The organism is Wenzhouxiangella psychrophila, from assembly GCF_042310375.1.
Lineage (GTDB): Bacteria > Pseudomonadota > Gammaproteobacteria > Xanthomonadales > Wenzhouxiangellaceae > Wenzhouxiangella.
Genome location: NZ_JBHJMQ010000003.1, coordinates 380,848 through 396,050, shown reverse-complemented (window position 1 = coordinate 396,050; position 15,203 = coordinate 380,848). Strand labels below are relative to the sequence as shown.

At 64.2% G+C, this 15,203-nt stretch carries 14 protein-coding genes and 1 pseudogene; 14 read left to right on the top strand and 1 reads right to left on the bottom strand.

Features of this window, described 5'->3' with window-relative positions; all coding sequences use genetic code 11:
- Window positions 1–141: 141 nt before the first annotated feature.
- Complete coding sequence (locus tag ACDC66_RS06495) at window positions 142–1,248, bottom strand: mechanosensitive ion channel family protein (RefSeq protein ID WP_376695872.1); 1,107 nt, start codon at window positions 1,246–1,248, stop codon at window positions 142–144.
- Between the two features lie 332 nt (window positions 1,249–1,580).
- Here ACDC66_RS06495 and rpsB point away from each other — a divergent pair.
- From rpsB to rnhB, 14 genes and pseudogenes are all read left to right on the top strand, one after another.
- Window positions 1,581–2,366 (top strand): annotated as a pseudogene (gene rpsB / locus ACDC66_RS06490) (30S ribosomal protein S2); the annotation flags it as partial.
- Between the two features lie 346 nt (window positions 2,367–2,712).
- Window positions 2,713–3,579 carry a translation elongation factor Ts gene (gene tsf, locus ACDC66_RS06485; protein ID WP_376695871.1) on the top strand — a complete coding sequence of 289 codons (867 nt, stop codon included), beginning with the start codon at window positions 2,713–2,715 and terminating at the stop codon, window positions 3,577–3,579.
- A gap of 39 nt (window positions 3,580–3,618) precedes the next feature.
- A complete protein-coding gene (gene pyrH / locus ACDC66_RS06480) occupies window positions 3,619–4,335 on the top strand; it encodes a UMP kinase (protein WP_376695870.1) in 717 nt (238 codons plus the stop codon).
- A gap of 106 nt (window positions 4,336–4,441) precedes the next feature.
- The gene (gene frr / locus ACDC66_RS06475; RefSeq protein WP_376695869.1) at window positions 4,442–4,999 is read left to right on the top strand and encodes a ribosome recycling factor; all 558 of its coding nucleotides are present in this window, start codon (window positions 4,442–4,444) and stop codon (window positions 4,997–4,999) included.
- Between the two features lie 8 nt (window positions 5,000–5,007).
- On the top strand, window positions 5,008–5,736 hold the full coding sequence (gene uppS / locus ACDC66_RS06470) for a polyprenyl diphosphate synthase (protein ID WP_376695868.1): 729 nt from the start codon (window positions 5,008–5,010) through the stop codon (window positions 5,734–5,736).
- Window positions 5,729–6,547 (top strand): phosphatidate cytidylyltransferase, encoded by an 819-nt coding sequence (locus ACDC66_RS06465; protein WP_376695867.1) that lies wholly within the window; start codon window positions 5,729–5,731, stop codon window positions 6,545–6,547. The genes uppS and ACDC66_RS06465 overlap by 8 nt, the downstream gene beginning before the upstream one ends.
- Before the next feature lie 147 nt (window positions 6,548–6,694).
- A complete protein-coding gene (gene rseP, locus ACDC66_RS06460; RefSeq protein ID WP_376695866.1) occupies window positions 6,695–8,068 on the top strand; it encodes an RIP metalloprotease RseP in 1,374 nt (457 codons plus the stop codon).
- A 55-nt stretch (window positions 8,069–8,123) separates the two neighbouring features.
- On the top strand, window positions 8,124–10,565 hold the full coding sequence (gene bamA / locus ACDC66_RS06455; protein WP_376695865.1) for an outer membrane protein assembly factor BamA: 2,442 nt from the start codon (window positions 8,124–8,126) through the stop codon (window positions 10,563–10,565).
- Between the two features lie 15 nt (window positions 10,566–10,580).
- Window positions 10,581–11,153 carry an OmpH/Skp family outer membrane protein gene (locus ACDC66_RS06450; RefSeq protein WP_376695864.1) on the top strand — a complete coding sequence of 191 codons (573 nt, stop codon included), beginning with the start codon at window positions 10,581–10,583 and terminating at the stop codon, window positions 11,151–11,153.
- 19 nt (window positions 11,154–11,172) lie between these two features.
- Window positions 11,173–12,189 carry a UDP-3-O-(3-hydroxymyristoyl)glucosamine N-acyltransferase gene (gene lpxD / locus ACDC66_RS06445; RefSeq protein ID WP_376695863.1) on the top strand — a complete coding sequence of 339 codons (1,017 nt, stop codon included), beginning with the start codon at window positions 11,173–11,175 and terminating at the stop codon, window positions 12,187–12,189.
- A gap of 19 nt (window positions 12,190–12,208) precedes the next feature.
- The gene (fabZ, locus tag ACDC66_RS06440) at window positions 12,209–12,676 is read left to right on the top strand and encodes a 3-hydroxyacyl-ACP dehydratase FabZ (RefSeq protein WP_376695862.1); all 468 of its coding nucleotides are present in this window, start codon (window positions 12,209–12,211) and stop codon (window positions 12,674–12,676) included.
- Window positions 12,673–13,443: an acyl-ACP--UDP-N-acetylglucosamine O-acyltransferase gene (gene lpxA, locus ACDC66_RS06435; RefSeq protein ID WP_376695861.1), complete on the top strand. Its 771-nt coding sequence runs from the start codon at window positions 12,673–12,675 to the stop codon at window positions 13,441–13,443. The genes fabZ and lpxA overlap by 4 nt, the downstream gene beginning before the upstream one ends.
- 10 nt (window positions 13,444–13,453) lie before the next feature.
- A complete protein-coding gene (gene lpxB / locus ACDC66_RS06430; protein ID WP_376695860.1) occupies window positions 13,454–14,614 on the top strand; it encodes a lipid-A-disaccharide synthase in 1,161 nt (386 codons plus the stop codon).
- Window positions 14,601–15,188, top strand: coding sequence for a ribonuclease HII (rnhB, locus tag ACDC66_RS06425; protein ID WP_376695859.1), 588 nt, complete (start codon window positions 14,601–14,603; stop codon window positions 15,186–15,188). The genes lpxB and rnhB overlap by 14 nt, the downstream gene beginning before the upstream one ends.
- Window positions 15,189–15,203: the final 15 nt, after the last annotated feature.

Sequence of the window (15,203 nt, the reverse complement as noted above, 5' to 3'; positions counted from 1 at the left end):
GGAGTCTCCCCTTGGCTGGTAGATTGGAAATCCCAGCGGGCGTACTCCGCACCGATGCCGAAGACGGCTACAGGCTGCGGGTCGAACGCACCCGCTGACTGTTCCGCCACAGCCTACACGCCAGGAATGCCTTGCGACAAATCAGGCTTCGCCAGCGGCGTCGCCGCGCATCCAGACATCCCGCTGCGGGAAGGGGATTTCGATGCCAGCCTCGTTGAGCGCCTTGTAGACGGCCATGTAGAGTTCGTGGCTGACCTTGCCGCGCTCGACCGGCCGCTCGACCCAGCACAGCAGTTCGAAATCCAGGCTGGAATCGCCGAAGCCGCGCATGCGAACCCGCGGTGTCGGGTCCTTGCAGACGGTGTCGTGCTCGGAGGCGAGCCGCTCGAGCAGCTCGACGACTTCGTCGACATCGCTGCCGTAGGCCACGCCCACCTTGATGCGGATACGGAAGCGCTCCCACTTGCCGCCCGATTCGTTGTAGATCTGCGAGTTGGCCATCATCGAGTTGGGCACGGTGATCTCGACATCGTCGCGGGTGAGAATGCGCGTGGAACGAATCCCGACCTTGGTCACCTCGCCGCGCTCGCCGGTGTCGAGCACGACATAGTCGCCCAGCTTGTACGGCGAGTCGGCAATGATGAAGAACCCGGCGAACAGGTTGGCCAGTGTGTCGCGGGCGGCGAAAGCCACCGCAATGCCGACTACCCCGGCCGAGGCCAGCCAGGCGGTCGGGTCGATATTCCAGACCATCAGCAGGGCGTAAGCGGCCGCGCCGACCACGAGCACCGTCAGCAGCAGATCGAACAGCGACAGCGTTCGCTCCTCCACGAAGGAGAAGCGCTGGCGCAGGCGAGCGGCGATCTCCAGCCCGACATGCCCGGCGCGCATGGCCGCAAGCATCAGGCGCAGGATCAGGAAGCTGAGGAGGATGCGAATGATGATCTGCTCGGTACGCTCGCCCAGGCCGATCACCTGGACGGCCAGCACGACGGCCAGATAGGCCACCAGCATGGCGGCCACGTTCGCGCCAATGCGCAGCAGTTTCTCGTCGAGTCCGTTCTGGGTGCGGGCCGTGACCTTGTGCCCCCAGAACAGAATGAAGCCCCGGCCCAGCAGGGCCAGGCCGACCCCGACAAGGGCGACCACCAGCGCGAGTGCCAGGGGATAGGCAGCGAGAAATTCCCAGGCAAAGTGAATGGATTCGGGTAGCCAGTCCGGCGCGCTGGCCGGGTGATCTTCCTGCATGCGACGACTCCCTGATTTCGTCTGAGGCGGGCGGCGCCCGGTATTCATCCCCAGTCTAGCGCGAAACGCCGCCTGTTGACTGACAGCGCCTTCACAAGCATTGCGCCGCACGCCAAGGCTCCGGTATAATTGACGGGATTTGCCCGGCCCAGCCGGGTGAAGAACCATTACACACGCTGGTCGACACATGCGTCGGGGTTGTCCCGCCTTCACGGGCTGAGGATCGCCGCATGGGATCAGCGGAGGCTTAAACCCCGGACAATGCGCTGCGCCGACTGACCCGAAGGAAGGTTCCGGGCGGGTTCGTTGTCCATCGAAAATGGAGTACAGACATGCCTGACGTCACTATGCGCCAAATGCTCGAAGCTGGCGTGCATTTCGGCCACCAGACCCGTTACTGGAACCCGAAGATGGAACCCTACATCTTCGGCGCTCGCGGCAAGATCCACATCGTCAACCTCGAAGAGACCCTGCCGCTTCTCAAGGACGCACTGAATTACCTGGGCGGGCTCGCCGCCCGTCGCGGGAACATCCTTTTTGTCGGCACCAAGCGTGCGGCCAGCACGGCCGTGGAAGAAGAAGCCCGGCGCTGCAACATGCCCTTTGTCTCGCATCGCTGGCTCGGCGGCATGCTGACCAACTTCCGCACCGTGCGCGGCTCCATCAACCGCCTCAAGGAACTCGAGGCGATGGAGACCGACGGCACGTTCGACAAGCTGGTCAAGAAGGAAGTACTCGACCTCACCCGCGAGCGCGACCGCCTCGAGCGAAGCCTGGGCGGCATCAAGGATATGAACGGCCTGCCCGACGCGATGTTCGTCATCGATGTCGGCCACGAAGATATCGCGGTTGCCGAAGCGCGCAAGCTGGGTATTCCGGTCGTCGCCGTGGTCGACACCAACCACAACCCGGACAACATCGATTACGTGATTCCGGGCAACGACGACGCCATCCGCGCCATCCGCCTGTACACGCAGCTGGCCGCCGACGCCATCCTGGAAGGCCGCGCCTCTGTACCGCAGCCGGGCGAAGGCGACGAAGACGAGTTCGTCGAACTCGATGCCGAAGGCAATCCGGTCCAGAAGACCGCGAAGCCGGCCGCCAAGAAGAAGGCGACCAAGAAGACTGCCAAGAAGAAGACCGCGGCCAAGGCCGAGCCCGCAACCGAGGCGAAAGGCGAGAAGCCGGAAGCTCCGGCCGCCGAGGCGAAGGCAGAAGCTCCGGCCGAAGCGCCGGCGGCCAAGGAAGAGCCGGCCGAGGCCACTTCCGAAGAGAAAACGGAGGCGGCGCCGGCTGCCAAGAAAGCGACCAAGAAGAAGGCTGCCAAGAAGAAGGCGACCAAGAAGACTGCCGCCAAGAAAAAGGCGACCAAGAAGAAGGCTGCCAAGAAGACCGCAGCCAAGTCTGACGGCGAAGACGGCGAGTCCTGATTGAACCCGATTTGCAAGGAGCTTTGAAAAAGCCATGAGTATTTCTGCAGCACAAGTCAAGGAATTGCGCGAGCGCACCGGCGCCGGCATGATGGAATGCAAGAAGGCGCTGGTTGAAGCCGACGGCGACATGGATGCCGCCATCGAGCAGTTGCGCAAGAGCGGACTGGCCAAGGCCGACAAGAAATCCGACCGCGTTGCCGCCGAGGGCGCGGTGATCATGGCCGAGTCCGGCGATCGTGCCGTTCTGGTCGAGATCAACTGCGAGACCGACTTCGTCGCCAAGGACGACAACTTCCGGCGCTTCGCCGATGAAGTCGCCGGCCTGGCGCTGACCGTCGACAGCGCGGAAGCCCTCAACGAGGCGACCATGGAAAACGGCCAGAGCGTGGCCGAGTCCGCCAAGCAGCTGATCGCCAAGCTGGGCGAAAACATCCGCGTGCGCCGGATGGCGCCGCTGTCGGCCGACGGCGGCATCCTGGGCGGCTACATCCATGGTGGCCGCATCGGTGTGCTGGTTGCCCTGAAAGGCGGCGACGAGGAACTCGCCCGCGACCTGGCCATGCACATCGCCGCGCTCAACCCGGCCCACCGCGACGTCGAGGACGTGCCTTCGGATGTCATCGACAGCGAAAAGCAGATTCTCGTCGCCCAGGCCGAAGACAGCGGCAAGCCGCCGGAGATCATCGAGAAAATGGTTACCGGTCGCCTCAACAAGCGCCTGGCCGAGATCACGCTGACGGGCCAGCCGTTCGTCAAGGACAGCGACCAGACCGTGGGCAAACTGCTCAAGAGCCGCAACGCGTCGGTCGAAGGCTTTGTCCGCCTTGAAGTGGGCGAAGGCATCGAGAAGGAAGAAGGCGATTTCGCGGCCGAGGTCATGGAGCAGGCACGCGGCTAGGGACTTCTAAAAGACTACTGAGCAGGGAGGCTGCTGGACATGAACGAGAACACCCAACCTAGACGGGTTCTGCTCAAGCTCAGCGGCGAGGCCCTGCTCGGCGAGCTCGATTACGGTATCGACCCCAAGATATCCTCGCGCATCGCGCGCGAGGTGGCCGACGTTATCGCGTCCGGCACGCAGATCGGTGTCGTCATCGGCGGCGGAAACATTTTTCGCGGAAAAGGGCTTGCGGCTTCCGGTATCGATCGCATCACGGGCGATCACATGGGCATGCTGGCCACGGTCATGAATGCCCTGGCACTGCAGGATGCGCTCGAGAAGGCAGGTGTGACCACGCGCGTCATGTCGGCGGTATCCGTGCGCGATGTCTGCGAGGACTACATTCGCCGGCGCGCGGTACGCCATCTCGAAAAGGGGCGGGCCGTCATTTTTGCCGCCGGCACCGGCAATCCGTTCTTTACGACCGACACCGCAGCCAGCCTGCGTGCTATCGAAGTGGGCGCTGACGTGATGATCAAGGCCACCAAGGTCGACGGCATTTATTCGGCCGACCCGGTAACCGACTCCGAAGCCACCCGATATGCCCGGATCAGCTATGATGAAGTCATCGAGCGCAAACTGCAGGTCATGGACACCAATGCCATCGTCCTGTGCCGCGACCAGTCCATGCCGATTCGCATCATCAACCTCAACCGCGCCGGCGAACTCGCCCGCGTGATCAGCGGTGAGGATGTGGGCACGCTGGTGAGCTGATCCGGCAGGGGCTGCAAGCCGGACCCATGACCACTACAATCGCCGCTACAATCGGCGGCCGGGCCGCCGTAGCGTCCACGGCGCAGTTCAATCCAAGAGGTGAGACATGCTCAACGAGATCAGGAAGGATGCCGACCAGCGCATGCAAAAGAGCGTTGCCGCGCTCAAGAACGAACTGTCAAAAATTCGTACCGGCCGGGCGCACCCGACACTGCTCGAGCACATTACGGTCGACTACTACGGAACAGAGGTCCCGCTGAACCAGGCGGCCAATATCAACGCCGAAGACGCCCGCACGCTCAGCGTTATGCCCTTCGATAAGTCGATGGTGCAAAAGATCGAGAAGGCCATCATGACTTCCGACCTGGGCCTCAACCCCGCTACATCGGGCGCCAATATCCGGGTACCGCTGCCGGCGCTCAACGAAGAGCGGCGCGCCGAGCTGGCAAAAGTGGTTCACGCCGAGGGCGAGCAGGCGAAGGTCGCGATCCGCAACATCCGCCGCGACGCCAATAGCCAGCTCAAGGAACACCTGAAGGAAAAGGAACTGAGCGAGGACGACGTCCGGCGCGGCGAGACGCAGGTGCAGGAACTGACCGACAAGTATGTCGGCCAGGTCGACGAACTCGTGTCGACCAAGGAACAGGAGCTGATGGAAATCTGAGGTTCCTCTTGGTTGATTTCACCTCCCCGCCCCGACATGTCGCCATCATCATGGACGGCAACGGCCGCTGGGCAATGCGCCAGGGCCGACCGCGATCGGCCGGCCACGAAGCCGGCTCGGACGCGCTCAAGCGCACGATACGCGCCGCTCTGGCACAACACGTCCAGGTCCTGACGGTCTACGCGTTCTCGAGCGAGAACTGGAACCGCCCCAGATCGGAAGTCCGAAAGCTGCTCGATCTATTCCTGCGTGCCCTCAATCGCGAGGTCCGCGAGCTCGACGAACACGGGGTGCAACTCAACTTCATCGGCGACCGCTCGGCCTTCAGCCGCACCCTGCGCGAAGGGATGCAACAGGCAGAAAGACGCACTGCCGGCAATGACACGCTGCAGTTGAACGTCGCCGTCAACTACGGCGGCCAGTCTGACATCGTCCAGGCTGCGCGCGTGCTGGCCGAAGAGGTGGCAGCCGGCAAGCTCGATCCCGCCGCGATCGACCGGGATCAATTCGGTTCGATGCTGTCGCTGGCCGCGCTGCCCCCGCCCGATCTGTTCATCCGCACCGGCGGCGAGCGGCGCTTGTCGAATTTCCTGCTCTGGCAACTGGCCTACACCGAACTGTACTTCACCGACGTGCTGTGGCCGGATTTCGCGGAAGAACACTTCCGGGCGGCACTGGCCGATTTTGCCCGGCGCGAACGCCGCTTTGGTGGCCTGGGCCAGGTGCAGAGTGCTTAGGCTGCGCGTACTCACAGCCCTGGCCGTTGCCGCCGTCGGCTTGCTGGGTGTCTTCGGGCTGTCGGCGGAGGGCTTCGCCGTCCTCGCCGGGATCGTGCTGCCGCTGCTGGGCGGCTGGGAAGCCGCCCGCCTGGCCGGTATCGATCAACAATTCGGCCGCTGGGTGTACGGTCTCGGCCTCGCAGCGCTGGCCGCCATGATTCACGCCCTCGCCCTGGAGCCCGCCTGGCTGCTGACGGGCGCTTGCCTGCTCTGGCTGGTCAACCTGGCCTGGCTGTCGCGCCCGGGACTGGGGCGATCCGGAAAACCACCGGCGATTATTCTCAAGCTGGTCTTGCTCGGCGGCGCGCTGCTGGCCGCCTGGCTTGGGCTGAGCCTGCTGCAATCGCTTTCACCCTGGCTGGTCTTCCTGTTGCTGGTGGTCATTGCCGCCGCCGACACGGCCGCCTATTTCAGCGGCCGTCACTTCGGCGGGGCAAAGCTGGCGCCCACCATCAGCCCGGGCAAGACGCGGGCGGGCGCACTGGGCGGCCTCCTGGGCGCGGCCGTACTGACACCGATCGCGGGCGCCATTTTTCCCATGAATCCGTTCGAGCCGTTCGCACTCGCCGCCCTGGCCTTCGGCATCGCGATGATCTCGATCGGCGGGGACTTGTTCATCAGCTTGCTCAAGCGACAACGCGGGCTCAAGGACACCTCTGCCCTGCTTCCCGGCCACGGCGGTATTCTCGACCGTTTCGACAGCATGGCCGCCGCGGTTCCCTTCTTCGCCCTTGCCGTGCTCAGCGCCACTGGCACGCCCTTGCCCTGATCCCGGGGAGCTCTGCGCGGGCGCGACGGCGTCTGTGCGTGAACCGCCTTTCTTCGCAGACTCGACTCACACAAGCTACAATGGCGCGCTTCGCCAAGGAACGCTAGCAATCACCGGTCGCGAACCGGTGCGGATGACCGACCTGACATGCTCGAAATTTTCGGACCCATTCTGTGGCTGGCCGTCGCTCTCGGCCTCCTGGTCACGTTTCACGAGTTCGGCCACTTCTGGGTGGCGCGACGGTCGGGCGTCCGTGTGCTGCAATTCTCAATTGGTTTCGGGCCGGCGCTGTTCTCGCGTACCGGGCAGGACGGCACCGAATATCGCGTGGCGGCCATCCCGCTGGGGGGCTACGTCCGCATGCTCGACGAACGCGAAGCCCCGGTGGCCGAGGGTGAACTCGACCAGGCCTTCAATCGCAAGCCGCTCGGCCAGCGCGTGGCCATCGTCGCCGCAGGCCCGGCATTCAACTTCATTTTCGCCCTGGCCGCATTCTGGCTGATGTTCGTCGTCGGCATTCCCGAAACCCGCCCTGTCGTCGGGGAGGCCACCGGTATCGCGGCCGAAGCCGGCCTCGAGCGCGAGGACCTGATCGTGAAGGTCGGCAACAAGGAAACCGAGACCTGGACACACGTCCTGCTCGAACTGATGCCGGCCGCACTCGATCGGGAATCGGTCACGGTGGTCGCCGAACGGCGGGGCGGAAGCCGCCGCCCGCTGGAACTTCGCATGGACGACCTGCCGGCCGATTTCGATGAGTCGCGCGCGCTGCAGGCCATCGGGCTGGAACCCTGGCGGCCGGACCTGCCGCCGGTGATCGATTCGGTCAATCCGGGCACACCGGCCGAAAGCAGTGGCCTGCAATCCGGAGACCGCATCGTCAGCGTCGCCGGCGAACCGGTCGATGGGTGGCGCGACGTGGCCCGCCTGATTCCGGCCCACGGCGTCGACGACCGGGACCGGCCACGCGAGCTCTCGATGGAGATCGAGCGAGACGGACGACGCGTCGAACTGGCGCTGACGCCCGCCATCCAGGAAGGCCGCCCGGTCGTCGGCATCCAGTCGCCGCCGGCCGACGAAGCCGCGCGTGCCGACATGGAGCGGGCCTTTACCATCCTGCGTCACGGTCCCATCGAGGCCGTTGGGCAGTCGTTTGCCGAGACCGGCCGGCTGACCGCCGCAACCTTCGGCATGCTCGGGCGCATGATCACCGGCAATGCCAGCCTGAGCAATCTTTCGGGCCCGATCACGATCGCGCAAATGGCCCACTCGTCCGCATTGCTGGGCTTTTCACGCTTTCTCTTCTTCCTCGGCCTGATCAGCCTGTCGCTGGCGATCATCAACCTGCTGCCCATTCCGGTACTGGATGGCGGCCACTTGATGTATTACCTTGTGGAGTTCGTCAAGGGGTCACCCGTATCCGACAAGACCCAGATTCTGGGTCAATACCTTGGCATTCTCATGGTCGTCGGGCTGATGAGCCTGGCGATATTTAACGATCTATTACGCCTTTTTTCCTAAACTGCAGCGTGTCCAAGCTGTTCATGCTGGAACAACAAACCGGAACGCATCCTACATGAAACGAATCTGCCTGCTGCTGATGCTGCTCGTCGCCTCTGGCCTGGTATCAGCCGAGACATTTCGCATCGACGACATACGTGTCGACGGACTGCAGCGACTTTCCGAAGGCAACGTATTCAGTTACGTGCCCATCGAGGTGGGCGACCGGATGACGCCGTCTCTGGGTCGCAGCACCATCCGCGACCTTTGGGAAACCGGCTTTTTCAACGACGTCCGGCTCTCGCGGGAGGGCAATCTACTGGTCGTCACGGTCGAGGAGCGCCCGGCGATTTCTTCGGTCAACATCGTCGGTAATCGCCAGATCAAGACTGAAGACCTGATGCCGGCGCTGGCCGGCATCGGTATTGCCGAGGGCGAGATCTTCAACCAGCTCGAACTCGATCGCGTTCGGCAGGAGTTGATCCAGCAGTACTACAGCCGGGGCTACTACGCGGTCGACGTCGACACCCAGGTCAGCGAACTGTCGCGCAATCGCGTCAATCTCAGCATTCTCGTCAAGGAAGGCGACCAGGCGCGCATTCGCCACATCAACATCGTCGGGAACGAAACCTTCAGCGAGGATGAACTTCGCGACGAGTTCGAAGCCGACAGCAAACTCGGCCTGTTTTTCTGGCAGGGCGCCAACAAGTACACGCGCGAAAAGCTCTCCGGCGACCTGGAAACCCTGCGCTCCTACTATCTCGACCGCGGCTACCTCGACTTCTCGATCGAATCGACACAGGTCGCGATCAGTCCCGACAAGAACGACATCTTCATCACCGCCAACATCCGCGAGGGCGAGGTCTACACGGTCAAGGACGTGGTGCTCACCGGCGAGCTCATCCTGGGCGAGGAGACCATGCGTCGGCTGATCATGATCGAAGCCGGCGAGACCTTTTCGCGTAAGCAGGTTGAACAGAGCGTAGACAACATCACCGCCGTGCTTTCGAACATCGGCTACGCCTTCGCCAATGTAAACCCGGTACCGCGCATCAATCGCGACACCCTGGAGACCGAACTCAACTTCTTCGTCGATCCGGGCAAGCGCGTCTACGTGCGGCGGGTCGAATTCCGCGGCAACACCCAGACCAAGGACGAGGTCCTGCGACGCGAGATGCGCCAGTTCGAGGGCGCCTGGTTCTCGCAGTCGGCCATCGATCGCTCGAAGCTACGCCTGCAACGACTGGGCTATATCGATAACGTCAACATCGAAACCCCGGCCGTGGAAGGTAGTGACGACCAGGTCGACATCATCGTCAGCGTCGAAGAACAGCCGTCCGGAAGCTTCCAGGTCGGCTTCGGCTTCTCCCAGGTCCAGGGCCTGATCGCCTCGATTTCCGTGCAGCAGGACAACTTCCTCGGTACCGGCCGACGTGTCGGTTTCTCGGTCAGCCACAGCGACATCTACACCCAGGCGTCGCTCAACTACACCAACCCTTACTACACCGATGACGGGGTATCCAGAGGCTTCTACGCCCGCTACACCGAATTCGACCAGCGCGACGCCAACATCTCCTCGTTCTCGACCAGCCAGGCCGCTGGCGGCGTCAACTTCGGATTCCCGCTCAGCGAGGTGGATTTCCTGCGCTTTGGACTCGGCGCCCAGGAAGTCGACATCAACATCGGCGGGGACATCTGCCTGGAAGATCCCGACGACCCCGAATCCCCGGCATTCGCCTGCTTCAGAGCGCAACGGCCGCTGGGCATCACGCTCGACGAGAACCAAGACGGCTTTCTCAGCTCCGATGAGCGCCGCATCAGGACTTATCGGCTCGACAGCACCTGGTCGCGCGACAGCCGCAACCACTACCTCAACCCGACGCGTGGCTCGCTGCACCGTCTGGGCGCCGAAATCGCGTTGCCGGGCAGCACGCGCGAGTTCTATCGCCTCAACTACCGCTTCCGCAAGTACTGGCCCATCGGCAGCAGCGGCATGGCCTTCAGCGTCAAGGGCGATGTCGCCCACGGCGACGCCTACGACGATTATGACGACGAGCTCGGCCTCGAACCGGTCGATGTGGAAATCGGAGACAACCCCAGGCGGCAATGTCAGCCCGACTCGATCGTGAGCTTCGATGACGGCCTGCCTTTCTACGAGCACTTCTACGGTGGTGGTGTCTCCGATATCCGCGGCTTCGACGACAACTCCCTGGGCCCGAAGGATCAGTTCTGCCGGTCGGTCGGCGGTGACTTCAAGGTCATCGGCGGCGTCGAGCTGGCCTTCCCGCTGCCGAATATCGAAGCCAGCGGCACGCGTCTGGCCTGGTTCGTCGATGTGGGCAACGTCTTCCGCAATTACGACAGCTTCGAGACCGACAAGCTGCGTGCCTCCACCGGCCTGGCCCTGACCTGGCAAGCGCCGGTCGGTCCGATTATCATTAACGTGGCCACTCCTCTGAAAGAGCGCGAAGGTGATGAAACGCAGGTTATTCAGTTTTCCTTCGGCCAGACGTTCTGACCCGCGGGGCGTGTAGTGAGAGCGACCACGCTCAGCGGATTGAACGCCAGCGGCTCCGGCTACGCGTGGTTGTGCGCAGCCGGCTTGCTGCTGCTGTGTTCGACCGCGCTGGGCCAGGACCTGCGCATCGGCTACGTGGACATGAAACGACTGTTCGAAGCCGCACCGCAGGTGGTCAATGTCCGTGAATCGCTCGACCAGGAGTTCAGTCCGCGCAATCAGTCGCTGCTGACTGACGAGGCCCGCCTCGATCGGCTGAAAGCCGAGCTTGCCGAATCCACCGACCTTTCGGCGGAAGAACAGTTCGAACGTGAACGTGAAATCCGCAACCTGCAGCGCTCTATCGACCGAAGAAGAGAGGATCTGGAGGAGGAGTTGCGCTTTCGAACCAACGCCGAAAAAAAGGCACTCGAGGAAACGATCGGGGTCGCGGTCGAACAAATTGCCGAGTCTGGCGACTTTGACCTGATCCTTACCAGCCCCGTCGCCTACGCCTCCGACCGAATCGACGTGACCGACCGCGTCCTGCAGTGGCTCGAGGAAGATTTCCGCAGCCAGCAGGATGGCAGCGAACAGACCGGTCAGTAAGACAATCCCGGAAACGCGAATGCAAGACACCACGCTCAAGGCGCTGGCCGACCGTTTCGGCCTGAAACTGCGCGGCGATGCCGATCACCGCGTTGGTTCGCTGGCCACCCTCGCCACTGCCGGCCCAGAGGACATCAGCTTCCTGGCCAACCCGGCCTACGCGCCGCAACTGGCCGAGTGCCGCGCCGGCGCGGTGATCATCGGCGAAGCGTTGTCCGAGCGCTGGTCGGGCAACGCGCTGATCAGCGACAACCCTTACACGAGCTGGGCGAAAATCGCCGCCCATCTTCATCCAGGCCCGATCCCGGAACCCGGCATCCATTCCACGGCCGCCGTTGCCCGAGATGCCGAGATCGACCCGTCGGCCAGCATCGGAGCGCACGTCAGCATCGGCAACCGTGCCTGCATCGGCCGCAACGTGGTTGTCGGACCGGGCTGCGTCATCGACGATGATGTCACCATCGGCGACGATTCCCGCCTGGTCGCCCGCGCCTACGTCGGCGCTCGCTGCCGCCTGGGCCAGCGCGTGCTGGTGCATCCGGGCGTGGTCATCGGCGCTGACGGGTTCGGGCTGGCGATGGATGCCGGCCACTGGATCAAGGTGCCACAGCTCGGCGCGGTCGTCATTGGCGACGACTGCGAAATCGGCGCCAACACCACCATCGATCGCGGCGCCATCGAAGACACCGAACTGGCCGAGGACGTACGCCTGGATAACCAGGTCCAGATCGCCCACAATGTTCGCATTGGCGCCCATACCGCGATTGCCGGCTGCGTCGGCGTAGCCGGCTCGACACGAATAGGGCGCTATTGCATGATCGCCGGCGCCTGCGGCATCGGCGGCCACCTGAGTATCTGCGACAAGGTGGTCGTCACGGCCATGAGCACGGTGCTCGATTCAATCACCGAGCCGGGCGAGTACGGTTCGGGAATACCGGCACGCCCGCATGCCCGCTGGAAACGAACTCTGGTCCGGCTGGGGCAGCTCGACGACTGGGTGCGTCGTCTGCGCCGGCTGGAGAAAAATCAATCCTGATCATCAAGACAAGAACGCAATGAACGATACCAAACAGGTCGATATCGAAAAGATTCTCGAACTATTACCGCACCGTTACCCCTTCCTCCTGGTGGACCGGGTGCTGGACTACACGCTCGACGAAAAGCCACGCATCCGGGCGCTGAAGAACGTGACCATCAACGAGCCTTTTTTCCAGGGTCATTTCCCCGGCCATCCGGTGATGCCCGGCGTGTTGCTGCTCGAAGCCATGGCGCAGGCTGCCGGCTGCCTGGCACACCTGGCGCGCGAGGCAACCGGCGAAGACAATCGGCTCTTCTACCTGGTCAAGATCGACAAGGCGCGCTTCAACCGGGTGGTGGTACCCGGTGACCGACTCATCTTCGAAGTCACCCAGAAACGACTGATGCGCAACATGGGCCTGTACGAGGCGGTCGTACTGGTCGACGACAAACCGGTCGCCAGCGCCGAACTCCTCTGCGCCGCCCGTCCCGATCCGACACCATGATTCACCGCACTGCCATCATCGAAGACGGCGCCCGGCTCGGCGACAACGTCTCGGTCGGCGCCTACAGCGTGATCGGGCCCGAGGTCGTAATCGGCGACAACTGCTGGATCGGCCCCCACGTGGTGATCAACGGCCGCACGAGCATCGACGAGAATTGCCGCATCTACCAGTTCGCTTCCGTGGGCGAGGCGCCGCAGGACAAGAAGTATGCGGGCGAGGACACGGCCGTGGAAATCGGCCGCGACAACACCATCCGGGAGTACGTCACCATCAATCGGGGCACCGCTGACGATATCGGTGTGACGCGCATCGGCGACGACAACTGGCTGATGGCCTACAGCCACGTGGCCCACGACTGCCAGGTCGGTTCGCATACGGTTTTCGCCAACGGCGCAACGCTGGCCGGCCACGTCATCGTCGGCGACTGGGTCATCTTCGCCGGTTACTCCGGCGCGCACCAGTTCTGCCGCATCGGCGCTCACGCCTTTCTCGGCATGTACGGCGGCGTCAATCAGGACGTTCCGGCCTATGTCATGGTTTCCGGTCAGCCGCCGCGACCGCGCGGCGTCAACGCCGAAGGCCTGAAGCGCCGCGGATTCGACGGCGCGCAGATCCGCAATATCCGCGAAGCCTACCGGCTGATCTACCGCAAGGGCCTGCAACGCGACGAGGCCGTTGCCGAGTTGCGTGCACGCGCTGCCGAGCAGCCCGAACTCGAGCTGATGATCGAATCGATCGAGAACAGCCAGCGCGGACTGCTGCGCTGAATACCGCACCATGAACCGCCGCCCCCCGCGCATCGTGCTCGTCGCCGGCGAAGCATCCGGCGATGCCCTGGGCGCGAGCCTGGCGCGGCGGCTGAAGGAACAGCAGCCCGACATCGAAATGGCCGGCGTTGCCGGCGAAGCCATGCGCGACGCGGGCGTCATGGCCTGGTTCGATCTCGACGAGCTCAATGTCATGGGCTTGACCGAGGTTCTGCGCCATCTGCCGCGCCTGTTTCGCTTGCGCCGCGCGCTCCGCAGGCGAATTCTCGAGTGGCAACCGGATGTTTTCATCGGCATCGACGCACCCGACTTCAACCTGGGCCTGGCCCGACGACTTCGCGCGCAGGGGTTGCGCACGGTGCAATACGTTGCACCCACCGTCTGGGCCTGGCGCCCTGGCCGGGCCGCTTCGGTGGCTCGCTCGGCGGATCTGCTGCTGACCCTTTTCCCGTTCGAACCGGCCCTGTTTCGCGCTCACGGCCTGTCCAGCCGCTTTGTCGGCCATCCCCTGGCCGACGAAATTGCAGCTCAGCCGCGCCTGCTCGACGGACAATCACCGAAGAGTGGAGCGCAGAAGTATCGAATCGCCCTGCTTCCGGGCAGCCGCAGAGGTGAAATCGAGCGCCATGCCGACCTGATGGCCGAGACCGCCGGCTGGCTGCGGCGGCAAAGGCCCGATCTGGAACTGACCATGCTGCTGGCCCGGGAAGCCCACCGCGATCTGATGGGCAAGCTCGTCGGCCAACGCCTGGAGCGAGCCGGGGTCGAGATCGTCTGTGCCCATACCCGCGAGGGCCTGGCCGCCGCCGATGTCGCCGTAAGCGCTTCGGGCACGGCAACGCTCGAGGCCTTCCTGCTCGAGTGCCCGCTGGTCGTCTACTACCGCCTCGCCCCGGCCACCTACTGGCTGCTGCGCGGGCTGCGACTGGTGCGATCGCAGTTCATCGCCCTGCCCAACATCCTGCAGGGGCGCGCCCTGGTACCGGAATTCGTCCAGGAGCAGGCGCAGCCGCAAGCACTCGGCCGCGAGGCGCTGGCGTGGATCGACGACCCGGCCCGTCTGACGGCCTACCAGCAGGCCGCGGAGCAGTGCCGCCGCGAACTCGCCGCGAACGCGAGCCAGAACGCCGCGAAAGCCGTTCTAGAAATGATCGATCATGACGACAACTGACGTCTGCGCCGGCCCGATCGCCGGCGTCGACGAAGCCGGCCGCGGACCGCTGGCCGGCCCCGTGGTCGCCGCAGCCGTCATTCTCGACCCGCGGCGCCCGGTCGCGGGGCTGGCCGACTCCAAGCAGCTCTCCGCCCGTCGGCGAGAAGCGCTGGCCGAGCTTGTCCGGGAGCGGGCGGTGGCCTGGGGCCTGGCGGTCGTCGAGCCGGCCGACATCGATCGCCTCAATATCCTCCAGGCCACATTCCGGGCCATGCGCGAAGCGCTCGAGGCCCTAGCCCTCGATCCCGTGCTGGTGAGAATCGACGGCAATCGCGCACCGCAACTCCCCTGGCCGGTGCAGACCGTGATCGGCGGCGACCGGCTCGACCGGGCCATCTCGGCGGCCAGCATCCTGGCCAAGGTTCACCGCGATGCGCTGATGACGACTCTCCACGAGCAGTGGCCGCAGTACGGCTTTGACCGGCACAAGGGCTACCCCACGGCCGCGCACCTGGCCGCCCTGGAGGCCCATGGCCCCTGCCCGGCCCACCGACGCAGTTTCCGGCCCGTGCGCCAGGCATCGCTTTTCTGAATCAAGGGCGCGGAG

What these genes read in the sequence shown, in the direction of transcription:
- rnhB (WP_376695859.1), top strand. Translation starts at nt 14,601, where the DNA reads ATGACGACAACTGACGTCTGCGCCGGCCCGATCGCCGGCGTCGACGAA.
- bamA (WP_376695865.1), top strand. Translation starts at nt 8,124, where the DNA reads ATGAAACGAATCTGCCTGCTGCTGATGCTGCTCGTCGCCTCTGGCCTG.
- fabZ (WP_376695862.1), top strand. Translation starts at nt 12,209, where the DNA reads ATGAACGATACCAAACAGGTCGATATCGAAAAGATTCTCGAACTATTA.
- lpxD (WP_376695863.1), top strand. Translation starts at nt 11,173, where the DNA reads ATGCAAGACACCACGCTCAAGGCGCTGGCCGACCGTTTCGGCCTGAAA.
- tsf (WP_376695871.1), top strand. Translation starts at nt 2,713, where the DNA reads ATGAGTATTTCTGCAGCACAAGTCAAGGAATTGCGCGAGCGCACCGGC.
- rseP (WP_376695866.1), top strand. Translation starts at nt 6,695, where the DNA reads ATGCTCGAAATTTTCGGACCCATTCTGTGGCTGGCCGTCGCTCTCGGC.
- ACDC66_RS06495 (WP_376695872.1), bottom strand. Translation starts at nt 1,248, where the DNA reads ATGCAGGAAGATCACCCGGCCAGCGCGCCGGACTGGCTACCCGAATCC.
- pyrH (WP_376695870.1), top strand. Translation starts at nt 3,619, where the DNA reads ATGAACGAGAACACCCAACCTAGACGGGTTCTGCTCAAGCTCAGCGGC.
- lpxB (WP_376695860.1), top strand. Translation starts at nt 13,454, where the DNA reads ATGAACCGCCGCCCCCCGCGCATCGTGCTCGTCGCCGGCGAAGCATCC.
- frr (WP_376695869.1), top strand. Translation starts at nt 4,442, where the DNA reads ATGCTCAACGAGATCAGGAAGGATGCCGACCAGCGCATGCAAAAGAGC.
- lpxA (WP_376695861.1), top strand. Translation starts at nt 12,673, where the DNA reads ATGATTCACCGCACTGCCATCATCGAAGACGGCGCCCGGCTCGGCGAC.